This window comes from Streptomyces sp. MBT65 (assembly GCF_016612545.1).
Classification (GTDB): Bacteria; Actinomycetota; Actinomycetes; order Streptomycetales; family Streptomycetaceae; genus Streptomyces.
On the sequence record NZ_JAENRY010000055.1, the window covers coordinates 13,666 to 33,805 of the forward strand.

Here is a 20,140-nt window from a genome sequence, read left to right on the forward strand (position 1 = left end):
CGTGTGCGTCGGGCGGGGCGGCACCCTGTGGGCGGAAGCGGCGGCGGCACCTTGCAGGTGTGCGCCTGAGTGACGACTAAGCGTCCGGACGCCGGCCCGGCGGGTCTACGGCCCCGTCGCGCACGCGGCAGCGCCGTCGAGCGCGGGAACACCCTGTGCGGGCGGAAAGCAGCGGCGACCCCCGTGGGCGGGCGTGAGCGGGGCCAGGGGCCGGACGCCCCCTGGGGGCACTACGGCGCGGCAGCCCTGTCGAGCGCGACGACGCCCTGCGGGCGAAAGGACGGCACCCGCGGACGCGGATGAGCGAGGCCGGCGGGGCGTCGCCCACCCCGCACGACGGCTCTGTCCCGCGCGCGGGAGCTGCTGTCAGACGCGATGACACCCCGGCGCCCGAACCTCGCAGGCGCCCGCCTGAGCAACGCCACCACAGGGCGCCGCCCGCCAGGACTACGGCTCCGCCGCGCCCGGCCGCCGCCGTCAGGCGCTACGGCACCGGGCCGGCGCGCCTGAGCAGCGTTGGCGGGGGCGGGGCGCCGCCTGGCAGCAGGCAGCCTCGTGCGCACCGACGCGCCGGGTCACATCCGGGAGACGTTCCGCTCGTAGACCAGTCGTAGGCCGATCAGGGTCAGCCAGGGCTCGTGTTCGTCGATCACCGAGGCCTCGCCCAGGACCATCGGGGCGAGGCCGCCGGTGGCGATCACGGTGACGTCCTCCGGGTCGTCGGCCAGTTCCTTGGCCATGCGGGTGACGACGCCGTCGACCTGGCCGGCGAAGCCGTAGACGATGCCCGACTGCATCGCCTCGACCGTATTCTTGCCGATCACGCTGCGCGGGCGGGCGACCTCGATCTTGCGGAGCTGGGCGCCCTTGACGCCGAGCGCCTCGACCGAGATCTCGATGCCGGGGGCGATGACGCCGCCGATGTACTCCCCGCGCGCGGAGACCGCGTCGAACGTGGTCGCCGTACCGAAGTCGACGACGATCGCGGGACCCCCGTAGAGCTCGACCGCGGCGACCGCGTTAATGATGCGGTCCGCGCCGACCTCCTTGGGGTTGTCGGTCAGGATCGGGACACCGGTCTTGACGCCGGGTTCGACGAGGACGGCGGGCACGTCGCCGTAGTAGCGGCGGGTCACCTCGCGCAGTTCGTGCAGGACGGACGGCACGGTGGCGCAGATCGCGATGCCGTCGATGCCGTCGCCCAGCTCCTCTCCGAGGAGCGGGTGCATGCCCATCAGGCCCTGGAGGAGTACGGCGAGTTCGTCGGCGGTGCGGCGCGCGTCCGTGGAGATGCGCCAGTGTTCGATGATCTCCTCGCCGTCGAACAGACCCAGGACGGTGTGCGTGTTGCCCACGTCGATCGTGAGGAGCATGACTACTGCGCCTCACGGAGGTCGAGGCCGATGTCCAGGATCGGCGCGGAGTGGGTCAGGGCGCCTACGGCGAGATAGTCCACCCCGGTGTCGGCGTACACCTTGGCGTTGTCCAGGGTGAGCCGTCCCGAAGCCTCCAGGGCGGCACGGCCGTGGACGATGCCGACGGCTTCCGCGCACTCCTCGGGCGTGAAGTTGTCCAGCAGGATCAGGTCCGCGCCCGCATCCAGGACCTCACGGAGCTGGTGCAGGGTGTCGACCTCGACCTCGATCGCCACGTCCGGGAACGCCTCCCGTACGGCCTTGAAGGCCTGGGCGACGCCGCCCGCGGCGACCACGTGGTTGTCCTTGACGAGGGCCGCGTCCGAGAGGGACATGCGGTGGTTGACCCCGCCGCCGCAGCGGACCGCGTACTTCTCCAGGGCGCGCAGCCCGGGCGTCGTCTTACGGGTGTCGCGGACCTTCGTCCGCGTGCCCTCCAGGGCGTCGGCCCACGCGCGCGTGGCGGTCGCGATACCGGAGAGGCGGCACAGGAGGTTGAGGGCGCTGCGCTCGGCGGTCAGCAGGTCGCGCGTGCGCGTGGTGACCGACAGGAGCTTCTGTCCGGCCTCCACAAGGTCGCCGTCCTCCACATGCCGCTCGACCTCGAACTCGTCGGTGCAGACCACGGAGACCACCGCTTCGGCGACCCTGAGGCCCGCCACGACACCGGCCTCACGCGCGGTGAAGTCGGCCGTGGCGACGGCCTCTTCGGGGATGGTCGCCACCGTCGTCACGTCGACGCCGTGGGCCAGGTCCTCCTGGATGGCGACATTGGCGATGTCCTCGACCTCCAGGGGGTCGAGTCCGGCGTCGGCCAGGAGCTCGGCGAGCGCGGGGTCGAGGCCGCACTCCAGGTACTCCAGGTCGGCGCCCGCGCCGCAGGCACAGCCGTCACCGCAGCCACCGCTGTCGGCGAGGGGAAGGTCGTGGGTGCTCACTTCTGTCACTGCTCCTGGGGACGGTGCTGCCGGGTCGGGGGGAAGTCTGCGGTGTCCGTGGTGTGTACGGCCAGCGTGCGATCGGGATTCAGCCGTACGACGATGTGGCGGCGCCATGCGCTGTCGTCGCGCTCGGCGTGGTCCTCGCGCCAGTGGCAGCCGCGGGTCTCCTCGCGCTGGGCTGCGGCGGTGACCAGGACGCGGGCCACGCACAGGAGGTTGGTGGCCTCCCAGGTGTCGACGCCGGGCTCGGCGGTCTTGCCGTTCTCGTCGAGGGCGTCGCGGGCTTCGGTGTGCAGCTGCTGGAGCTGTCCGGCGGCCTTGGCGAGGGAGTCGGCGGAGCGCAGGACGCCCGCGCCCTCGGTCATGATCCGCTGGATCGCGAAGCGGGCCTCGGGGGCGAGCAGCGGGTGCGCGGGCTTCTGGGGGTGCGGGACCGGTTCGGGCACACGCGCGTGGAGGGCGGCTTCGGCCTGGCTCGCGGTGACGTCGGCGACGATGCGCTCGGCGTAGACGAGGCCTTCGAGGAGGGAGTTCGAGGCCAGCCGGTTCGCACCGTGCACGCCGGTGCAGGCGACCTCCCCGCACGCGTAAAGGCCGGGGACGGTCGTACGGCCCCGGGAATCGGTGCGGACGCCCCCGGAGGCGTAGTGGGCGGCCGGGGCGACCGGGACGGGCTCGGTGACCGGGTCGATGCCGTGGCTGCGGCAGGCGGCGAGGATCGTCGGGAAGCGGTGCTCCCACATGCCGGCGCCGAAGTGCCGCGCGTCCAGGAACATGTGCTCGGCGTCCAGCTCCTGCATGCGCCGCATGATGCCCTTGGCGACGATGTCCCGGGGCGCCAGCTCGGCCAGTTCGTGCTGGCCCACCATGAAGCGCACGCCGTCGGCGTCGACCAGGTGGGCACCCTCGCCGCGCACCGCCTCGGAGACGAGCGGCTGCTGGCCCTCCGCGTCGGCGCCGAGGAAGAGCACGGTGGGGTGGAACTGCACGAACTCCAGGTCGGAGACCTCGGCGCCCGCGCGGAGGGCGAGTGCGACCCCGTCACCGGTCGACACGGACGGGTTGGTGGTCGCGGAGAACACCTGCCCCATGCCGCCGGTCGCGAGAACCACGGCGGGCGCGTGCACGGCGCCCACACCGTCGTGCTGGCCCTCGCCCATGACGTGCAGGGTGACGCCCGCGGTACGGCCGTCGGCGTCCGTCAGGAGGTCGAGGACGAGCGCGTTCTCGATCGTGCGCAGGCCACGCGCGTGTACGGCCTCGACGAGCGCCCGGGAGACCTCCGCGCCGGTCGCGTCGCCGCCCGCGTGCGCGATACGGCGCCGGTGGTGACCGCCCTCGCGGGCCAGCTCCAGTCCGCCTTCGGAGGACTCGTCGAAGTGGGCGCCCGTCTCGATGAGCCGCCGTACGGCGTCGGGACCCTCGGTGACGAGGATCCGTACGGCCTCCTCGTCGCACAGGCCCGCGCCGGCCACCAGGGTGTCGTCCAGGTGCTGTTCGGGGGTGTCGCCCTCCCCGAGGGCCGCGGCGATACCGCCCTGGGCCCAGCGGGTGGAGCCGTCGTCGAGGCGGGCCTTGGTGACGACGACCGTCCGCAGCCCGGCCGCCTCGCAGCGCAGGGCCGCGGTCAGGCCGGCCACTCCGGAGCCGACGACCACCACGTCCGCGTCGATGGACCACCCGGGGGCGGGCGCGTGCAGTCGTATGCCTGTGCTGGTCACGAGGCGGCTCCGAAGGTTCCGAAAGCGAGTGGGATGTTGTCGATCAGCCGGGTCGTCCCGACCCGGGCGGCTACGGCGAGGACGGCCTCACCGGTGAAGTCCCCGTCCACGTCGGTGAAGTCGGACGGGTCGACCAGGGCGAGGTAGTCCAGGGCGAGGGGCGGGTCGAGGCGGGCGGCGTCGTCGAGGACCAGGCGGGCGGCGGCGCGGACGGACGCCGGACCTCCGGGGCCGGGGGCGGCCTTGGCGACGGCGTGCGCGTCGGCCGCCGCGCGGGACTCCCCGATGGCACTGAGCGCCTCGGCACGCGCGTGCGTGGCGGGCACCTCGCGGGCCCGCGCGCGCAGCGCCTCCTGGGCGGCGTGCCGGTCGCGGCCCGCGAACAGGGCCTGCGAGAGGGCCAGTGCGGTACGCCGCTCCTGGGGGGACAGATAGCGGTTGCGGCTGGACAGGGCCAGGCCGTCGGCCTCGCGCACGGTGGGCACGCCGACGATCTCCGTGCCGAAGTTCAGGTCGCGCACCATGCGGCGGATCAGGGCGAGTTGCTGCGCGTCCTTCTGGCCGAACAGGGCGATGTCGGGGCGGGTGAGGTGCAGCAGCTTGGCGACGACGGTGAGCATGCCGTCGAAGTGCCCGGGGCGGACCGCGCCCTCCAGGCGTTCGCCCATGGGGCCCGCCGAGATGCGCACCTGGGGTTCGCCGCCGGGGTAGACCTCCTCCACGGAGGGCGCGAACACGGCGTCCGCGCCCGCGAGTTCGGCGATCTTGAGGTCGGCGTCCAGGGTGCGCGGGTAGCGGTCGAGGTCCTCGCCCTCGCCGAACTGCAGCGGGTTCACGAAGACGGTGACGACGACCTCGCCGTCCGGGCCGGCGATCTCGCGCGCGGTGCGGACCAGCGTGGCGTGGCCCTCGTGCAGGGCGCCCATCGTCATGACGACGGCGCGACGGCCCGCACGCGTGCGTGCGTGCAGTTCGTCGGCGGTGCGCAGCAGGGTGGTGGTCATCCGGCATCTCCCTCGGCGCCGTTGGCGAGCACTCCGAGGAGGTCCTCGGCGAGTTCCGGCTTGAGCAGCCCGTGGGCCAGAGCCCGGTCGGCGGTCGCGCGGGCCATCGCCAGATAACCGGCGACGGTCTGCGGGGCGTGCTTGCGCAACTCGGTGACGTGCGCGGCCACGGTGCCCGCGTCCCCGCGCGCGACGGGGCCGGTCAGCGCCGCGTCACCGGAGCGCAGGGCGTTGTCCAGGGCGGCGCCCAGCAGCGGGCCGAGCATCCGGTCGGGGGCCTCGACGCCGGCCGTGCGCAACAGCTCCATGGACTCGGCGACCAGGGTCACCAGGTGGTTGGCGCCCAGCGCGAGGGCCGCGTGGTAGAGCGGGCGGCTCTCCTCGGCGATCCACTCGGGCTCGCCGCCCATCTCGATCACCAGGGCCTCGGCGGCCAGCCGCAGCTCCTCGGGCGCGGTGACCCCGAAGGAGCACCCGGCGAGCCGCTGGACGTCCACAGGAGTGCCCGTGAAGGTCATCGCGGGGTGCAGGGCCAGCGGGAGCGCGCCGACGCGCAGAGCGGGGTCCAGGACCTTAGCGCCGTACCGCCCGGAGGTGTGCACGAGGAGCTGCCCGGGGCGTACGGCGCCGGTCTCGGCGAGGCCCTCCACGAGGCCGGGCAGGGCGTCGTCCGGGACGGTCAGCAGGACCAGGTCGGAGCGCTCCAGGACCTGCGCGGGCGGGACGACCGGCACATCGGGGAGCAGCAGCGCGGCCCGTCGCCTGGACGCGTCGGACACTCCGGAGACGGCCACCGGGCGGTGCCCGGCCAGTTGGAGCGAGGCGGCCAGCGCGGGGCCCACCCGGCCGGCGCCGACGACACCGACGGCGAGCCGCGCGGGGCGGTCCTTGGGCTCTGGCTGTTGGAATGTACTCACGCGACGGCGGCCTTCCCGTTCCAGTCCGCTCCGGGTACCGGACGATTTCTCGTCATGTTAACGCGATCGGTTCGAGGGGCGTCCGGTTGTCCACAGGCTGTGGGTTGTCACACAGCCGCGAGGTACGGGAAAACCTGGGGAAATCCGGGTGCTGTCGCGGACCCGCGCCAGGCATCATCCGGAGCATGAGCGATACGGCGGAACAGGGCGAGGACCAGACGGAGCGGACCGAGCAGGGAACGGAGCCGCCGACCGACGAGGAACGGCGCCTGGAGCGCCGCAAGCGGCGGATCGGCGCGAACCGGAGCGCCGAGCGCACCCTCGCCCGCTTCGGCTTCCTGGGCACGCTCCGGGAACGGCTCGCGTTCGTCCAGGAGGCGGCCGAGCTGTACGACCTGGACGAGACGTCGGACATGTACGGCGGCGGCATCGTCGAGACCCTGGAGAAGCGGGTCGCCGAACTGCTCGGCAAGGAAGCCGCGGCCTTCTTCCCCACGGGCACCATGGCGCAGCAGGTCGCCCTGCGCTGCTGGGCCGGCCGCACCGGCGACCCGACCGTCGCCCTGCATCCACTGGCCCACCCCGAAGTGCACGAACGGGACGCGTTCAGCCAGGTCAGCGGGTTGCGCCCGGTCCATGTGACGAGCGAGCCCCGGCAGCCGACCGCCGACGAGGTGCGCGACTTCCCCGAGCCCTTCGGGACGCTGATGCTCGAACTGCCCCTCCGGGACGCCGGTTTCGTACTGCCCTCCTGGGAGGAACTCTCCGCCCTCGTCGAGGCCGCGCACGAGCGCGACGCGGTGGTCCACTTCGACGGTGCCCGCCTGTGGGAGTCCGTCTCCCACTTCGGCCGCCCGCTGGACGAGATCGCCGACCTGGCCGACAGCGTCTACGTGTCGTTCTACAAGTCCCTCGAAGGCATCGGCGGCGCGGCGCTCGTCGGCCCGAAGACCCTGATCGACGAGGCGAAGACCTGGCGACACCGCTACGGGGGCATGATCCTCCAACAATTCCCCACCGCCCTGACCGCCTTGGCGGGCCTGGACCGCGAGCTGCCCCGACTGCCCGCATACGTGGCCCACGCGCGCGTGATCGCCGAGGCACTGCGCGAGGGCTTCGCGGCGGCCGGCGTCCCATGGACCCGCATCCACCCCGAGCAACCGCACACCAACGACTTCCAGGTCTGGCTGCCGTACGACCCCGACGCCGCCATGGAGGCAGCGATCCGCCAAGCCGAGGAGACAAAGACCGCCCTCTTCACCAATCCCTGGGACGCGAAGGGCCCAGGCCTGGCGTTCACCGAGGTCTACGTACGGGCCGCCGCCCTGGAGTGGACGGCCGAGGACGTGAGGACGGCGGTCGCGGACTTCGTGGTCCGACTGACGGAGGAGGCTGCTCGCCTGGAAGGGGCGGGGTAGCGGGATCGAGCGGGATGCGGGGGGGCTGGCCGTGAGCTCAAGTGCCAGCCTGCGGCACGCACGAGGGCTCCCCGTAACCGCGTCTACAAGCCTCAGCAAGCAGAGCGCGCATTCAGGTGCAGCCACCGGCCCAGAACCCGCCGTAGCCGACCGTGTGCCGGACGTTCCGCGACGACCGTGCGGAACTGCCAGTAGCCGTGGAGCTCGCGGGCGGTGCGCAAGTCGTGGGTGCCTGGTGGGGGCGGCGGGGCCTCGCCGAGCCGCTGGGCGCGGTAGGTGTCGAGGAAGTACTGCTGGGTGATGCTCATGTCTCCAGGCTGCGCCGCCGGCCGGTGGCTGTCGCGTCGATTGACGGGCGCCGTCAAACGAGGGGGCGTTGTCAGTGGCGGGGTGCACGATTGGGGACATGAGCGTGCACATCGACATCACCGGGCTGCGGCCGGAGCGGATCACCTTCGCGCCCTCACCCCTGGGCGAGCTGTGCATGGCGCTGCACGCGATGTCCGAGCCGGGGCACCATCCCGGCCTCCAGGGCTGGGCGACCGGCGTGACCGCCCGGCTCGACCCGCATCTGGCCGACCGGATGTGCGAGGCGGACTTCCTGTGGCGGTCGACGTTCTCCGACCTGTTCCTGCCGTACGCGGGCATCCCGGGCCGGAGCACGCTCCCCGGGGCCACGCTCGCCGAGGAGCTGGACCTGCTGGACAAGCTGACGGACGAGCAGTTCGTGGACGCGGCAATGGAGTTCACCACCTGTGCGACCTCCTACAGCACGGGCGGACCCGGCCCGCTCACCGACGCCGGGATCCGGCGGCGCGCCCTGGAGCAGGCGGCCGCGCGCGGCCCGCATCAACTGGCGTTCACCGAGCGGCTGTTGGCCGATCCGCCGCGGACCAGGGCCTGGCTGCGGCAGTTCCTGGAGGACTGTGACGACGCGTTCTTCGCGGAGACCTGGTCCCGGATGCACCCCCAGCTCGCCACCGACGCCCGTCTCAAGACGGACCTCCTGCACCACAAGGGCCTGGCGGAGGCCCTGACGTCGATGTCCACCGCGGTGACCCTCGACGAGGCCGCCACGCTCATCACGATCGACAAACTCGGCACCGGCCGCACGGCCACCCAGGACGGCGGCCTCCTCCTGGTGCCCACCGCCCTGGGCTGGCCGCATCTGACGGTCCTGTACCGGTACGGCTGGCAGCCCGTCGTGCACTACCCCGTGCACAACACGCCCAAGATCGCCGCACCGACCTCCCTGGACCAGCTGACCCTGCGGATGACCGCCCTGTCCCACCCGGTCCGCATGCGCCTGTGCCGCAGCCTGGCCCGCAGCGCGTTCACCACCAGCGAGCTGACCCAGGTGCACGGCATGACCGCCCCCGAGATATCCCGCCACCTCGGCGTCCTGAAGAAGGCCGGCCTGATCACCACCCGCCGCCGCGGCCGCTACGTCCTGCACCAGCTCGACGTCACGATGGTGGCCCGCCTGGGCAGCGACTTCCTGGAGGGCATCCTCAGATAGCCGCCCCCGGGCAGCCGGTCGTCAGCCGTGCCCGCCGGCCCGCACCAACCCCGTCTCGTACGCCAGGACCACCACCTGCACCCGGTCCCGCAGACCGAGCTTGGTCAGGATGCGGCCCACGTGGGTCTTCACGGTCGCCTCGGACAGCACCAGACGGGCCGCGATCTCGCCGTTGGACAGTCCCTGGGCGACGAGGATCATGACCTCGCGCTCGCGCTCGGTGAGCCGCTCCAGCTCCTTGTGCTGCGGCTCCTTGCCGGTGGCGGGCAGCATCGGGGCGAAGCGGTCCAGGAGGCGGCGGGTCGTCGAGGGCGCCACCACGGCGTCCCCGCTGTGCACGGAGCGGATCGCGGTGAGCAGCTCGCCGGGCGGCACGTCCTTGAGCATGAAGCCGGAGGCGCCGGCCTTCAGCCCGGAGAAGGCGTACTCGTCGAGGTCGAAGGTGGTCAGGATCAGCACCTTCGGCGGGTTCTCGCCCTGGCAGATGCGACGGGTGGTCTCCACCCCGTCCAGCTTCGGCATACGGACGTCCATCAGCACAACGTCGACCGCGGTCGCGGCCAGCACCTGAAGGGCCTCGACGCCGTCGCCCGCCTCCGCGACGACCTCCATGTCCGGCTGGGCGGCGAGCACCATCCGGAACCCGGTGCGCAGCAGCACCTGGTCGTCGACGAGCATCACGCGGATCGCCATCGGGTCCTCTTCCGTTCCATCAACAGGATCGTTCAACAATGTGCTCAGCAGGTCGTTCAACAGGTGGCCAGGCGGCTCAACAGTTCGTTCAACAATCCGCTCATTCGTTACAGGTGTCACTGCCCGGCCTGCGCGAGGTCAGTGCGCGGGTTTCAGCGGCAGCAGCGCGCTGATGCGGAAGCCGCCGCCCGGCCGCGGGCCCGCGTCCAGCGTGCCCCCGACCATGCCCACCCGCTCGCGCATACCGATCAGACCATGCCCCTGGCCGTCGGCGCCGCCTTCCTCGTACAGCTCGTGCGGGGCGCCCTTGCCGTCGTCCTCGACGAGCAGCCCGAGGCCGTCGTCGAAGTAGACCAGCCGCACACTGGCGCCCGTGTTCGGGCCGCCGTGCTTGCGGGTGTTGGTGAGCGCCTCCTGGACGATCCGGTAGGCGGTCAGCTCGACACCGCTGGGCAGCGGGCGCGGGGTGCCCTCGACCTTGAAGTCGACGGGCAGCCCGGACGTACGGCACTGCTCGACCAGGTCGTCGATCTGCTCGACGTCCGGCTGCGGCACGTACTCGCCGGCCTCCTTGTGCTCGCCGGTGCGCAGCACGCCCAGCAGGCGGCGCATCTCGGCGAGGGCCTGGCGGCCGGTGGAGGAGATCGTCTCCAGGGCCTTCTTCGCCTGGTCCGGCGCGGAGTCGAGGACATAGGCGGCGCCGTCGGCCTGGACCACCATCACCGACACGTTGTGCGCGACCACGTCGTGCAGCTCGCGTGCGATGCGGGCGCGCTCGGCGGCGACCGCGACCTTCGCCTGCGCCTCGCGCTCCTTCTCCAGCCGCGCGGCGCGCTCCTCGAGCTGCGCGAAGTACGCGCGCCGGGTGCGCATCGAGTCGCCGAGCACCCAGGCCAGCGCGAACGGCACCGTCTGGAAGATCGCCAGCGCGACCAGCCCGGCGGAACTGGTGTGTTCCTGGGGCCAGCGGATCTGCGCCAGGGTCGCCGCGGTCAGACTGGCGGCCAGCGCGAAGCGGGAGGCCCAGCGGGCACCCGTCGCGGCGACCGTGTAGACGATCACCAGCATGGCGAAGTCGGCCACCACGGGTTCGATGTCGAAGACCAATTGCGCCAGGCCGGTCAACCCGGCCAGGACGAGCATCTTCTCCGGCCGGCGGCGGCGCAGCGCGATCGCCACACACATCACGACGGACGCCGCGACCGCCCCGGCGACCGTCCCGTGCCGGCCCGACACATAGCTGGTACTCGCGATGCTCACGCCACTCAGACCCAGCAGGAAGACAGCCCAGAAGGTGTCGACCCATGTGGGGTGTCTGCGGAGGAAGTCATAGAGGCGCTGCACGTAACCCAGCGTAGGGACGCGTGAAGTGTGCGGGGGTCAACCGGAGGACCGATCCGTATACGCCCCACGTACTCCCCAAGGTGGAGGCCCCGTTGTCCTGTGCACTTAGTCTGACCACGTGACGGAAGACACCACGGGCCGGTGGCGCGGCTGGCGGGCGGCGGCCGAGGAGGCCCTGTACGGGCCCCAGGGGTTCTACCGCGGGCCCGAGGGACCGGCCGGACACTTCCGTACGTCGGTGCACGCGTCGACGCTGTTCGCCGGGGCCGTGGCCCGGCTGCTGTGCCGGGTGGACGAGGCCCTGGACAGACCGGCCGCGCTGGACTTCGTGGACCTGGCCGCGGGCCGCGGTGAGCTGACCACCGGCGTGCTCGCCGCGCTGCCCGCCGAAGTGGCCGCACGCGTGCGTGCGTACGCCGTCGAGATCGCCGGCCGTCCCGAAGGGCTCGATCGCCGGATCGAGTGGCTGAGCGAGCCCCCGAAGGGCGTCACCGGGCTGCTGTTCGCCAACGAGTGGCTGGACAACGTGCCCGCGGAGGTCGCCGAAGTGGACCCCACCGGCGTACCGCGACTCGTCCTCGTACGGGAGGACGGGACCGAGCACCTCGGGGAGCCCCTCTCCGGCGCGGCGGCCGCGTGGCTCGCGCGGTGGTGGCCGCAGGCGCCCGAGGAGGGGCTGCGCGCCGAGATCGGCCTCTCCAGGGACACCGCCTGGGCGTCCGCCGTCGCCGCGGTCGACCGGGGCCTCGCGGTCGCCGTCGACTATGCGCACACCAGGGACACCCGCCCCCCGTTCGGCACCCTCACCGGCTTCCGCGAGGGCCGCGAGACGGCACCCGTACCGGACGGCTCGTGCGACATCACGGCGCATGTCGCCCTGGACGCCTGCGCGCAAGCGGGTTCTGCGGCGGCCTCGACAGCGGGCGCGCTCCCCGGCGCACGCCTGCTCACCCAACGCGCCGCCCTGCGCGCCCTCGGCGTCACAGGCGCGCGCCCCCCGCTCGCACTGGCCTCCACCGACCCCACGGCGTACGTCCGTGCCCTCGCGGGCGCCGGTGAGGCAGCCGAACTCACGGCGACCGGCGGACTCGGCGACTTCGGCTGGCTCGTGCAGTCGGTCGGAATTCCGGACCCGCTGCAGAACTGACCGTCCGGGCGCCCTACTTGTCGATGTCCCCGACCACGAAGAACAGCGACCCCAGGATCGCCACCATGTCCGCCACCAGCGTCCCCGGGAGCAGCACCGCGAGCGCCTGGATGTTGTTGTAGGACGCCGAGCGCAGCTTCAGCCGGTACGGGGTCTTCTCGCCCTTGCTGACGAGGTAGTAGCCGTTGATGCCGAGCGGGTTCTCGGTCCACGCGTAGGTGTGCCCCTCGGGCGCCTTGAGGACCTTCGGGAGCCGCTGGTTGATCGGCCCGGGCTCCAGCTCGGCGAGCCGGTCGAGGCAGGCGTCCGCGAGGTCGAGCGCGTTGTGGGTCTGCTCCAGGAGCACCTCGAAGCGGGCGAGGCAGTCGCCCTCCTGGCGCGTGACGACCTTGAGGGTGTCCTGGAGTTCGCCGTACGCGAGGTACGGCTCGTCGCGCCGCAGGTCGAAGTCGACGCCCGAGGCGCGCGCGATGGGTCCACTCACGCCGTACGCGTGCACGGCCTCCGGAGACAGCTCGCCCACCCCGCGTGTGCGACCCCGGAAGATCTCGTTGCCGAGCACCAGGTCGTCGAAGCGGTCCATCCGCGAGCGCACCGCGGCGACGGCCTCACGCGCGCGTGCCGTCCAGCCCAACGGGACGTCCTCCTTGAGGCCGCCCACCCGGTTGAACATGTAGTGCATGCGCCCGCCGGAGACCTCCTCCATGACGTTCTGGAGGACCTCGCGCTCCCGGAACGCGTAGAACACCGGGGTGATGCCGCCGAGTTCGAGGGGGTAGGAGCCCAGGAACATCAGGTGGTTGAGCACCCGGTTCAGCTCGGCGAGCAGGGTGCGTGTCCACACCGCGCGCGGGGGCACCTCCATGCCGAGCATGCGCTCCACCGCAAGGACGACGCCCAGCTCGTTCGAGAACGCCGACAGCCAGTCGTGGCGGTTGGCGAGCATGATGATCTGGCGGTAGTCGCGCGCCTCGAAGAGCTTCTCGGCTCCCCGGTGCATATAGCCGATCACCGGCTCCGCGTGCTGGATGCGCTCGCCGTCCAGGACGAGCCGCAGCCGCAGCACACCGTGCGTGGAGGGGTGCTGGGGGCCGATGTTGAGCACCATGTCGGTGCTCTCCGCGGCGCCGCCGATCCCGACCATGGTCTCCGTCGTGGGAGTCATGGACACAGTCTCTCGTACGTACGCTTGCGGCATGGAAACGGGGACTGCCGCGCGGGACGGCGCGGCGAGCGAGCCGGTGTGGACCGGGCTGCCGCCAGGGCTGCTGAAGATGCGACGCCTGTTGCTGGTGGTGTGGCTGGGCCTGCTGACCGTGCTCCTGGGCACCCTCCTGAACCTGTTCGCGGGGCCCGCCTGGGCGGCGTTCGCGCTGCTGCCGCTCGGCGTCATGGCCTGGGGCTGGGTGGTCCTGGGCCGCAACTGGCGCTCCTGGAGGTATGCCGAGCGTGCCGACGACCTGCTGATCAGCAAGGGCGTGCTGTGGCACCACGAGACGATCGTGCCGTACGGGCGGATGCAGCTCGTGGAGGTGACCTCGGGGCCCGTGGAGCGGCACTTCGGGCTGGCGAGCGTCCAGTTGCACACGGCCGCAGCGGCGACCGACGCGACCATCCCGGGGCTCGACCCGGCCGAGGCCGAACGGCTGCGCGACCGGCTCACCGAGCTGGGCGAGGCCCGATCGGCGGGGCTGTGACGACGCCGGGCGCCGACAAGGACGTACCCGAGACGGTAGAGGCCGTAGCGGTCGTACGGGAACAAGTGCCAGTCGTGGAGCGGCGGTTGCATCCGGTGACGCCCCTGCGCCGGGCGTGGGCGCCGGTCGCCGTCATCATCGGGTGGGCGGTGCACGACCCCAACCAGGCGCAGGAGCAGCTGACCCGGCTGACCACGGTCACGCTGCTCGTCGGGCTCGCCGTGTTCGTCCCGGCCGCCGCCCTGTACGGCTTTCTGACCTGGTGGTTCACACACTTCTCGGTGACCGACACCGAACTGCGCATCCGTACCGGCCTGTTGTTCCGGCGCACCGCGCACATCCGGCTGGAACGCATCCAGGCCGTCGATGTCACACAGCCCCTCCTCGCGCGCGTGGCGGGCGTCGCCAAGCTGAAGCTGGACGTCGTGGGGACCGACAAGAAGGACGAGCTCGCCTTCCTGGGGGAGGGCGAGGCGCGTGCGCTGCGGGCCGAACTGCTCGCGCGGGCGGCCGGGTTCGCGCCCGAGACCGCGCACGAGGTCGGCGAGGCGCCCGCGCGGCAACTGCTGCACGTGCCCGCCGGGGTCCTCGCGGTGTCCCTGGTGCTGACCGGCGCCACCTGGGGGTCGCTGGCCGCCGCCCTCGTCGTACCGCCGCTCCTGTGGTTCGCCACCCACAGCGTGTGGACGGTCCTCGCGACCGCGCTGCCGCTGCTGGGCGCGGCGGGCGCGAGCAGTGTGGGGCGGTTCGTCGGCGAGTACGACTGGACGGTGGGCGAGTCCCCGGACGGGCTGCGCATCGACCACGGGCTGCTGGACCGCACGCACGAGACGGTGCCGCCGGGGCGGGTGCAGACCGTACGGATCGTGGAGCCGCTGCTGTGGCGGCGGCGCGGGTGGGTGCGGGTCGAGCTGGACGTGGCCGGTTCGTCCAACTCCGTGCTGGTGCCGGTCGCCCCGCGCGAGATCGCCGAGTCGGTCGTCGCCCGCGTGCTGCCCGGTGTGACGGTGCCGCCGCGCTCGGCGCTGTCCCGCCCGCCGCGCCGGGCCGGCCGGTGCGTGCCGCTGTGGTGGCGCGGCTACGGCCTCGCGGTCACCGACACGGTGTTCGCGGCCCGGCACGGACTGCTCCGCCGGAGCCTGGCGCTGGTGCCGCACGCGAAGGTGCAGAGCGTACGGCTCACACAGGGGCCCTGGGAGCGGCTCTGGGGGCTCGCGGAGGTGCACGTGGACACTGGGGCCAATGCGACCGTCACAGCGCGTCTGCGGGGCGCGGAGGAGGCCGCGGAGCTGCTGAGCGGCCAGGCCGAGCGGTCACGGACGGGCCGCAGGGACGCGCGGCCGGACCGCTGGATGGCCTGAGGCCGGACCGCCGAGTGGGCCGAGTGAACTGAACAGCCGGTCCGGCGCCCGGTCAGGAAGCCGCGCTGCGCAGCCCGGGGAGGTTGATCTGCTCGGTCTCGTCGTGTGCCGTCAGGTCGATGACCTGGACCGCGCCGACCCCGCGCGACCGCTCGTCGGCCGGCTTGAACTGCGCCTCCGCCTCGGCCTTGTGCACGGCGAGGGCCTCCTGGCCCACGACGTCGGCGAGATCCTCGTTCTGTACGGCGTCCATCGCGGCGGACGCCGCGCCCTTCTGCATACCGAAGAAGTCGAACCCGCCCTCGACCGTCGGCCGCCGCGCGGGAGCCGCCGGTACGACCGCCACCGCGGTCGGCACCGTGAAGTGCCCGGAAGGCTGCGCGGGCGGGGCGGACTTGGCGGCCGGGGGAACGGCGGCCGCGTGCTCGTGCCCGTCGACCGCCTCGGGCTTCCCCTCCGCCTCGTCCTCCTGCGTGGCCTCCGACCCGGCGGGACCCTTGTCGGCCGCCACCGGGGCGGGCTCGGCCGGCGCGGAGTCCTCGTCCCTCGGCGCGGGCACCACGGGCCCGGACTCGGGCTCGGTGTCGTCGTCGAGCCGGACCAGCGCCGCCTTGGCCCGCAGGAACAGCTTGGAACCCTCCGGGGAGAACACCGTGGACTGGGCGGGCTTCTTCTCCTCGGCGACCTCGGCGACTTCGGCAGCCTCGGCGACACCGACGGCCTCGACGGCGTCGGCCGCCTCGGACTCCGTGTCCTCGACCCCGCCCTCGGCATCGGCGTCGGTCCCGTTCGCCGTCTCGTCCTCGTCCTCGGACTCGACCGCGGCAGCCACAGCCCCGGTGTCGTCCGCTTCGAGATCGTCGTCCTGGAGCTCCAGGTCCACGTCGGCCGATACGTCGGCGTCGACGTCGCCGTCCACCGCGATCGCCGGCAACGCGCGCGTGGGTTCCGCGGCCTCTATCTCCAGCAGGCGGCGGCCCTCCAGGGCGCTCGCGCGCTCGGTCTCCGCCGTGGCGTACCGGCGCAGCAGCGCCGCGTGTTCGTTGCGCAGACCCGCCAGTTCCGTGCGCTTGGCGCGCAGCTTGTGCTCCAGCTTGACGCGGAGTTCGCGCGACTCGTCGAGGTCGGACTCGAGTTCGGCGAGCCGCTCCTCGTAGCGCCACTCGTCGCTCGTACGCGCGCGTACCAGGTCGGCGACCTGTTTGCCCGCCTGAGTGTCCCAGCGGCGCATGAAGGCCGCGCCGACGAGCGCGGTCGCGGCGGCGATCGCCGCGACTATGCGGAGCGCCGCCGGTTGCGAGAAGACCCACGGCCCGAAGGCGCAGACGAGCGACACGCCTGCGATCGCCGAAGGGGGCAACAGCCGGTGCAACGGCGGGGAATGGCGGTGACGTCCACGTGGCATGGCCAGAAACTTACCGCGCGTAGGCGAATGATGGTGCCCCGCGCGGTAAAAACACAGCCACCCCTATTCCCTCACCTGGGTTCAGCGGTCACTTCCACCAGTCGGTGAGCCGCCCGCTGATCCACTGGAGGGCCGGCGGGATCTCCCGTCGCCAGGTGTTGAAGTTGTGGCCGCCGCTGTCCAGGATGATCGACGAGATACGGGTGGAGTTCCTGGCCTTCACGTCGTCGATGAATTTCCGGGTGTCGTTGTAGTTGTGTTCCCCGATCCTGCTGCTGGTGACGAGCAGGGAGGTGTCGGGCGCGGGCCGGTGCTTGATGAACCACGACAGGTCCGCCTCGTTCCGCAGCGTGCTGTCGCCCTGGAAGAGGTCACCCGTGGTGGGGTCTTTCGGCGCCTTGTAGTACGGCGACAGGCCGGCCCCCGCGACATACACCCCGGGGTGGTGCATCGCGAGTTTCAGGGCGCAGTAACCGCCCGTGGAATCGCCGATGATGCCCCAGCTCCCGGGCTTTTTGCTCACCCTGTAGTGGCTCACCACAGCGTCGGGAAGATCCTTGGCGAAGAACGACTCGGTCTGCGGTCCGCCCGGGACATCCACGCACTCGGTGTCGCGCGGCGGCGCCACCGTGGGCCGCATCATCACCAGGATCATCGGCTGCATCCGGCCTGCCCTCGCCAACTCCAGGGCTGTGCGCGGGTAGTTCAGCTTGTCGACGAGCGCCTGGGCGGTGCCCGGGTACCCCGTGAGGACGACCGTCGCCGGGAACGAGCGCGTGCGGTTCTGCGGCTGGAAGTACTCCGGCGGCAGGTACACGTACGCGGGGGTGGCGATGTGGGTAGTACGGCCGACTATGTCGACCCGCTGCACCTGGCCCACGTGTTGCGGCCGTGAGGAGCCGCCCGGTGCGTCCACCCGCCGGGTGTCGACCACTTGGAGCGGTCCGCCCGTGTTCCCGAGCGCCGAGTGGTCGACGACCACTCCCTGGTCGGTCTCCTGGCCGAACAGGTCGGCCCAGCTGGCGTAGAAGCCGAAGGCCTGGTTGGCGCCGAGGCCGACCGAGGCGAACAGCACCAACTGCGTTGCCAGCAGCAGCCCGACGCGTCCGCTGACGGCCCGCCAGTTCCGTCGGGCCAGTCGCGGCCACAGCCACACCGTGCCGATGAACAGCAGGGCGGCACACACGAACGCCAGTACCAACACCTTGTTGCTCGTGAGTCCCATGGGCTGTCCCCGCCTGCGCTTTCCGCCCACGGCACCCGCGTTTTCGCGAGGGCTTGCCCCAGGCTTTCCTTGGCCTTTGAACCGGCTTTTCGGTAAGGAAGGAACCTCCTTCCCGTAGACACCGTCCTAGAGGGCGCAATGTCGCCGGATGCCCGAATCGGGCCCGGATCCAAGGTCTCTCGCAGAACTACGGGATGCGATGTCTGTCAGGATAGATGGGGAAATGTCGGGTGGGGTTCCGAGCCGTTCAGGCCGGGTCCGGCGCATAGTCCGAGGTCCGCGCCCCGAGGTCGTTCCCACGCTCGTCGCCAGGGCCTGCGCCCTTGTCGGCCTGCTGGACATCGCCGCGGGGGTGTTCCCGCGCTTCCGGCACAGCCGTATGCACACGATGGCCGAGGTGCTGCCGGGCGCGCTCGGCCCCTTCGCGGCGGCGCTCGCGCTCAGCACCGGCGTGCTGTTGCTGCTGCTCGCGCACGGGCTCCGGCGGCGCAAGCGGCGGGCCTGGCGGGCCGCGGTGGCGCTGCTGCCGGCGGGCGCGGTGGCGCAGTTCGCGTACCGGCACTCCCTCATAGGAGTCGTCATCTCGGCCGCGCTGCTCGCACCCCTGCTGCTGCACCGCGACGAGTTCCGGGCGCTGCCCGACCCGCGCAGCCGCTGGCGCGCGCTCGCCAACTTCGTGCTCATGGGCGCCGGTTCACTGGTCCTCGGACTGGTGATCGTCAGCGTCCACTCCAAGCGCATGGTCGGCGACCCGAGCCTGGCCGACCGGATCACGCACGTCCTGTACGGCCTGTTCGGCTTCGAGGGACCGGTCGACTACGAGGGCAGCACCTCCTGGACGGTCGCCTTCTCGCTGGGCGCCCTGGGGCTGCTCACCGCCGTGACGACGATCTACCTCGCGTTCCGTCCCGAGCACCCGGCCGCGCGCCTCACCCCGGAGGACGAGACGCAGTTGCGCGCCCTCCTGGAGAAGCACGGCCGGCGCGACTCGCTCGGTCACTTCGCGCTGCGCCGCGACAAGGCCGTCGTCTTCTCGCCCAGCGGCAAGGCGGCGGTGACGTACCGCGTCGTCTCCGGGGTGATGCTCGCCAGCGGTGACCCGATCGGCGACGTGGAGGCCTGGCCGGGCGCCATCGAGCGGTTCATGGACGAGGCGAAGGCCCACTCCTGGACGCCGGCCGTCATGGGCTGCTCGGAGACGGGCGGCGAGGTGTGGACCCGCGAGACCGGCCTCGACGCCCTCGAACTCGGCGACGAGGCGGTGGTCGACGTGGCGGATTTCTCGCTCGCCGGGCGCGCGATGCGCAACGTACGCCAAATGGTGAAGCGCATCGAGCGGGCCGGCTACGAAACCCGGGTACGGCGTGTACGTGACCTCGGCGAGGGCGAGTTGGAGCGGATCCGGCGCGCCGCCGAGGACTGGCGGGGTACCGACACCGAGCGCGGCTTCTCCATGGCACTCGGCCGCATCGGCGACCCCGAGGACGGCGACTGCTTCATCGCGACCGCCCACAAGACGGACGAACACCCGGGCGAGTACGGCGACTTGAAGGCGATCCTGCACTTCGTGCCCTGGGGCACCGACGGCATGTCGCTGGACCTGATGCGCCGCGACCGCTCGGCGGACCCGGGGATGAACGAACTGCTCATCGTCGCCTCCCTCCAGGACGCCCCGAAGCTCGGCATCACGCGCGTGTCGCTCAACTTCGCCATGTTCCGGGCGGCACTCGCGCGGGGCGAGAAGATCGGCGCGGGCCCGGTGCTGCGCGCCTGGCGCGGACTGCTCGTGTTCCTGTCCCGCTGGTTCCAGATCGAGTCCCTGTACAAGTTCAACGCGAAGTTCCAGCCCCGCTGGGAACCCCGCTTCGTCGTCTACCGCGCCTCGGGCGACCTCCCCCGCATCGGCTTCGCCGCGATGCAGGCCGAGGGCTTCGTCAACCTGGCGCTCCCGCTGCCGCGCTTCCTGCGCCGCCGCAAGGCCGTGGCTCCGGCATGCGCGCACGGCCTGGCGGAACGGGACGTACGGGCGGCTTGACTGACGGGGTCGGCCCGAGCGCGGCCCCCGCCCCCGAGCGGAGGCCGTCGCCCGGACCGGCCCCGGAGTGTCGCTCCGGCCGGCCCGGGCAGTCCGCTCGGGCCGCCGGGGCCGGTGGCCGCGGTCAGACGGCCTTGCACGGCCGGGGACCCTCTCCAGGACCTCGCGTCCCTCCCATCGCGCGACGGCCGCCCCCTCTCCCCTGCCCCGCCTGACCAGGCGCCTTGGGTCCGGCTCGCGGCCTTGGACCGTCCGTCGGCGGCAGTCGAGCCTTGCCGCGAGCCGGACCCAAGGCGCC

Annotated in this window: 17 protein-coding genes; 6 read left to right on the forward strand and 11 right to left on the reverse strand. The window is 72.3% G+C overall.

All coding sequences use genetic code 11. The features are described 5' to 3' along the window. Positions 1-575: 575 nt before the first annotated feature. From JHN63_RS14930 to JHN63_RS14950, 5 genes are read right to left on the reverse strand one after another with little or no spacing between them, the layout of a single operon-like run. The gene (locus JHN63_RS14930; protein WP_200680630.1) at positions 576-1,373 is read right to left on the reverse strand and encodes a type III pantothenate kinase; all 798 of its coding nucleotides are present in this window, start codon (positions 1,371-1,373) and stop codon (positions 576-578) included. Positions 1,374-1,375: 2 nt separating this feature from the next. Further along, a complete protein-coding gene (gene nadC / locus JHN63_RS14935; RefSeq protein ID WP_200680632.1) occupies positions 1,376-2,353 on the reverse strand; it encodes a carboxylating nicotinate-nucleotide diphosphorylase in 978 nt (325 codons plus the stop codon). Positions 2,354-2,358: 5 nt separating this feature from the next. Further along, complete coding sequence (locus tag JHN63_RS14940; RefSeq protein ID WP_200680634.1) at positions 2,359-4,077, reverse strand: L-aspartate oxidase; 1,719 nt, start codon at positions 4,075-4,077, stop codon at positions 2,359-2,361. Continuing rightward, positions 4,074-5,081 carry a pantoate--beta-alanine ligase gene (gene panC / locus JHN63_RS14945; RefSeq protein WP_200680636.1) on the reverse strand — a complete coding sequence of 336 codons (1,008 nt, stop codon included), beginning with the start codon at positions 5,079-5,081 and terminating at the stop codon, positions 4,074-4,076. The genes JHN63_RS14940 and panC overlap by 4 nt, the downstream gene beginning before the upstream one ends. Beyond that, positions 5,078-5,998, reverse strand: coding sequence for a Rossmann-like and DUF2520 domain-containing protein (locus tag JHN63_RS14950; RefSeq protein ID WP_200680638.1), 921 nt, complete (start codon positions 5,996-5,998; stop codon positions 5,078-5,080). Before JHN63_RS14950 ends, panC begins: the two co-directional genes overlap by 4 nt. Before the next feature lie 185 nt (positions 5,999-6,183). Between JHN63_RS14950 and JHN63_RS14955 the strand changes: the two genes are divergently transcribed. After that, positions 6,184-7,416 carry a low specificity L-threonine aldolase gene (locus tag JHN63_RS14955; protein WP_200680640.1) on the forward strand — a complete coding sequence of 411 codons (1,233 nt, stop codon included), beginning with the start codon at positions 6,184-6,186 and terminating at the stop codon, positions 7,414-7,416. A gap of 92 nt (positions 7,417-7,508) precedes the next feature. On the opposite strand, the gene JHN63_RS14960 is transcribed toward JHN63_RS14955, so the two are convergent. After that, positions 7,509-7,724 (reverse strand): hypothetical protein, encoded by a 216-nt coding sequence (locus JHN63_RS14960; RefSeq protein ID WP_200680642.1) that lies wholly within the window; start codon positions 7,722-7,724, stop codon positions 7,509-7,511. A 98-nt stretch (positions 7,725-7,822) separates the two neighbouring features. Between JHN63_RS14960 and JHN63_RS14965 the strand changes: the two genes are divergently transcribed. Beyond that, the gene (locus tag JHN63_RS14965; RefSeq protein WP_200680644.1) at positions 7,823-8,935 is read left to right on the forward strand and encodes a DUF5937 family protein; all 1,113 of its coding nucleotides are present in this window, start codon (positions 7,823-7,825) and stop codon (positions 8,933-8,935) included. A gap of 21 nt (positions 8,936-8,956) precedes the next feature. Here the strand turns inward: JHN63_RS14965 and JHN63_RS14970 are convergent, their stop codons facing one another. Next, on the reverse strand, positions 8,957-9,628 hold the full coding sequence (locus JHN63_RS14970) for a response regulator transcription factor (RefSeq protein ID WP_026151569.1): 672 nt from the start codon (positions 9,626-9,628) through the stop codon (positions 8,957-8,959). A gap of 138 nt (positions 9,629-9,766) precedes the next feature. Then, positions 9,767-10,972, reverse strand: a complete 1,206-nt coding sequence (locus tag JHN63_RS14975) for a sensor histidine kinase (RefSeq protein ID WP_200680646.1) — start codon at positions 10,970-10,972, stop codon at positions 9,767-9,769. 118 nt (positions 10,973-11,090) lie between these two features. Between JHN63_RS14975 and JHN63_RS14980 the strand changes: the two genes are divergently transcribed. Beyond that, positions 11,091-12,119 carry an SAM-dependent methyltransferase gene (locus tag JHN63_RS14980; RefSeq protein WP_200680653.1) on the forward strand — a complete coding sequence of 343 codons (1,029 nt, stop codon included), beginning with the start codon at positions 11,091-11,093 and terminating at the stop codon, positions 12,117-12,119. A 13-nt stretch (positions 12,120-12,132) separates the two neighbouring features. Here the strand turns inward: JHN63_RS14980 and JHN63_RS14985 are convergent, their stop codons facing one another. Beyond that, positions 12,133-13,284, reverse strand: coding sequence for an NADH-quinone oxidoreductase subunit D (locus tag JHN63_RS14985; RefSeq protein WP_200680655.1), 1,152 nt, complete (start codon positions 13,282-13,284; stop codon positions 12,133-12,135). A 31-nt stretch (positions 13,285-13,315) separates the two neighbouring features. On the opposite strand from JHN63_RS14985, the gene JHN63_RS14990 reads away from it, so the two are divergent. Together JHN63_RS14990 and JHN63_RS14995 are read left to right on the forward strand one after the other, a co-directional pair. Next, on the forward strand, positions 13,316-13,816 hold the full coding sequence (locus tag JHN63_RS14990) for a PH domain-containing protein (protein WP_200680664.1): 501 nt from the start codon (positions 13,316-13,318) through the stop codon (positions 13,814-13,816). After that, positions 13,813-15,177: a PH domain-containing protein gene (locus tag JHN63_RS14995; RefSeq protein ID WP_200680674.1), complete on the forward strand. Its 1,365-nt coding sequence runs from the start codon at positions 13,813-13,815 to the stop codon at positions 15,175-15,177. The genes JHN63_RS14990 and JHN63_RS14995 overlap by 4 nt, the downstream gene beginning before the upstream one ends. A gap of 52 nt (positions 15,178-15,229) precedes the next feature. On the opposite strand, the gene JHN63_RS15000 is transcribed toward JHN63_RS14995, so the two are convergent. Beyond that, the gene (locus JHN63_RS15000; protein ID WP_200680676.1) at positions 15,230-16,582 is read right to left on the reverse strand and encodes a hypothetical protein; all 1,353 of its coding nucleotides are present in this window, start codon (positions 16,580-16,582) and stop codon (positions 15,230-15,232) included. Positions 16,583-16,670: 88 nt separating this feature from the next. Then, a complete protein-coding gene (locus tag JHN63_RS15005; RefSeq protein WP_200680678.1) occupies positions 16,671-17,807 on the reverse strand; it encodes an esterase family protein in 1,137 nt (378 codons plus the stop codon). A gap of 223 nt (positions 17,808-18,030) precedes the next feature. Between JHN63_RS15005 and JHN63_RS15010 the strand changes: the two genes are divergently transcribed. Next, positions 18,031-19,842 carry a phosphatidylglycerol lysyltransferase domain-containing protein gene (locus JHN63_RS15010; protein WP_200680680.1) on the forward strand — a complete coding sequence of 604 codons (1,812 nt, stop codon included), beginning with the start codon at positions 18,031-18,033 and terminating at the stop codon, positions 19,840-19,842. Positions 19,843-20,140: the final 298 nt, after the last annotated feature.